1 rRNA gene is annotated in these 2,945 nt (G+C 52.1%); it reads left to right on the top strand.

Features of this window, described 5'->3' with window-relative positions:
- Nucleotides 1-61 precede the first annotated feature (61 nt).
- Nucleotides 62-2,889, top strand: a 23S ribosomal RNA gene (locus FEM33_RS20580).
- Nucleotides 2,890-2,945: the final 56 nt, after the last annotated feature.

Here is a 2,945-nt window from a genome sequence, read left to right as displayed (position 1 = left end):
TGTGCCGCAAGGAGTTCATTGACATATTGGTAAAGTAGAAGAGAGAAAGATTAAGAAGATCGCGCAAGCGAATTAAGGGCGCATGGAGGATACCTAGGCTCTCAGAGGCGAAGAAGGACGTGATAAGCTGCGAAAAGCTACGGGGATTGGCACATACAAATTGATCCGTAGATATCCGAATGGGGCAACCCAATACCATGAAGTGGTATTACCCTGCGGGGGGCAAACCAGGGGAACTGAAACATCTAAGTACCCTGAGGAGAAGAAAACAATAGTGATTCCGCAAGTAGTGGCGAGCGAACGCGGAGTAGCCCAAACCAGTCTGGTTACGGCCAGGCCGGGGTTGTAGGACTCACCAAGTGTTTGACAATGGAACTGGAATGGTCTGGGAAGGCCAATCAGAGAGGGTGAGAATCCCGTACAGGCAAGAGCGTCAAACGAGTGAGTATCCTGAGTAAGTGGGGACCGGAGAAATCCCCTCTGAATCCGGCGGCACCATCCGCCAAGGCTAAATACTCCTGAGAGACCGATAGTGAACGAGTACCGTGAGGGAAAGGTGAAAAGTACCGCGAGCAGCGGGGTGAAATAGAACTTGAAACCATGCGCTTACAAGCGGGCGGAGCCTTTCGGGGTGACGCCGTGCCTTTTGCATAATGAGCCTACGAGTTACGGTTACTGGCAAGGTTAATGTATTTGAATACAGGAGCCGAAGCGAAAGCGAGTCTGAAATGGGCGATTAGTCAGTGGCTGTAGACGCGAAACTTGGTGATCTACCCTTGGTCAGGTTGAAGCGCTGGTAACACATCGTGGAGGACCGAACCGGTAAACGTTGAAAAGTTTTCGGATGAACTGAGGGTAGGGGTGAAAGGCCAATCAAACTGAGAAATAGCTCGTACTCCCCGAAATGTTTTTAGGAACAGCGTCGTGGTCGAGTCATGTTCAGGTAGAGCTACTGATAGGACTAGGGGGAGTCAAATCCTACCAAATTCTGACAAACTCCGAATGGGGCATGATATACACGGCAGTGAGGGCCGGGGTGCTAAGGTCCCGGTCCGAGAGGGGAACAACCCAGAGCATCAGCTAAGGTCCCAAAATATATGCTAAGTTGAACTAAGGGGGTCCGACTGCAGAGACAGCCAGGATGTTAGCTTGGAAGCAGCTATACATTTAAAGAGTGCGTAACAGCTCACTGGTCGAGCGGGGCGGGCATCGATAATAAACGGGCATCAAGCATATTACCGAAGCTATGCGATAGTAATTTATTACGATCGGTAGGGGAGCATTCTCACAGGGGCGAAGCTGTGGCGTAAGCCATGGTGGACCGGTGAGAAAAGCAAATGTAGGCATAAGTAACGATAATGCGGATGAGAAATCCGCACACCGAAAGACTAAGGATTCCTCCGCTATGCTAATCAACGGAGGGTTAGGCGGGGCCTAAGGACTAGCCGACAGGCGACTTCCGATGGACAGCAGGTTAATATTCCTGCCCTTGCGTGTAGTGTGAAAAAGTGACGGAGCCGTGTGGTGTGTACGTACTGACGGAATAGTGCGTTGAGCCGAGCCTACGGGCAAAGCGAACATACGAAACAGCTTCCAAGAAAAGCTTTTGAAACATCAGCTATATGCAACCCGTACCGTAAACCGACACAGGTAGTCGAGAAGAATATTCTAAGGTGCTCGAGTGAATCACGGCTAAGGAACTCGGCAAATTAACCCTGTAACTTCGGGAGAAGGGGAGCCTCCTCACCTTGGTGAGAGGCCGCAGAGAAATGGCCCAGGCGACTGTTTAGCAAAAACACAGGGCTCTGCCAAAACGAAAGTTGACGTATAGGGCCTGACACCTGCCCGGTGCTGGAAGGTTAAGAGGGGATGTCACCGCAAGGGAAGCATTGAATCGAAGCCCCAGTAAACGGCGGCCGTAACTATAACGGTCCTAAGGTAGCGAAATTCCTTGTCGGGTAAGTTCCGACCTGCACGAATGGTGTAACGATCTGGGCACTGTCTCGGCCGTGAGCTCGGTGAAATTGTAGTAGCGGTGAAGATGCCGCTTACCCGCCACGGGACGGAAAGACCCCGTGCACCTTTACTATAGCTTTGCATTGTTTTCGGGTCAGGGATGTGTAGGATAGGTGGGAGGCTGTGAGTGGGCGTCGCCAGGCGTCCAGGAGCCAACGTTGAAATACCACCCTTCGCTGGCCTGGGATCTAACCCTACGAATGTGGGGAACCGTGCATGGTGGGTAGTTTGACTGGGGTGGTCGCCTCCAAAAGTGTAACGGAGGCTTCCAAAGGTCTGCTCAACACGCTTGGTAACCGTGTGTGGAGTGCAATAGTACAAGCAGGCTTGACTGTGAGACCGACGGGTCGAGCAGGTGGGAAACCAGGGTATAGTGATCCGGTGGTTCTGTATGGAAGGGCCATCGCTCAAAGGATAAAAGGTACGCCGGGGATAACAGGCTGATCTCCCCCAAGAGCTCACATCGACGGGGAGGTTTGGCACCTCGATGTCGGCTCGTCACATCCTGGGGCTGGAGAAGGTCCCAAGGGTTCGGCTGTTCGCCGATTAAAGTGGCACGCGAGCTGGGTTCAGAACGTCGTGAGACAGTTCGGTCCCTATCTGTGGTGGGCGTAGGAAGATTGACGGGGGCTGCCCTTAGTACGAGAGGACCGGGGTGGACCCACCGCTGGTGAACCGGTTGTCACGCCAGTGGCATGGCCGGGTAGCTATGTGGGGAATAGATAAGCGCTGAAAGCATCTAAGTGCGAAACTAGCCCGAAGATGAATCTTCCACATAAGGGTCGTTGTAGACTACGACGTTGATAGGCTGCAGGTATACGTGTGGAAACACATTCAGCTGAGCAGTACTAATTACCCAACAGCTTGCAGCAAATCATATCTTTAAACATCTTCTTCTCTTCTGCTTCCAATATGACATGAAAAAAGGA

Origin of the sequence: Dyadobacter flavalbus, from assembly GCF_006149045.1 — a bacterium.
GTDB classification, from domain to species: Bacteria; Bacteroidota; Bacteroidia; order Cytophagales; family Spirosomataceae; genus Dyadobacter; species Dyadobacter flavalbus.
This window is presented reverse-complemented; position numbering and strand designations above follow the sequence as displayed.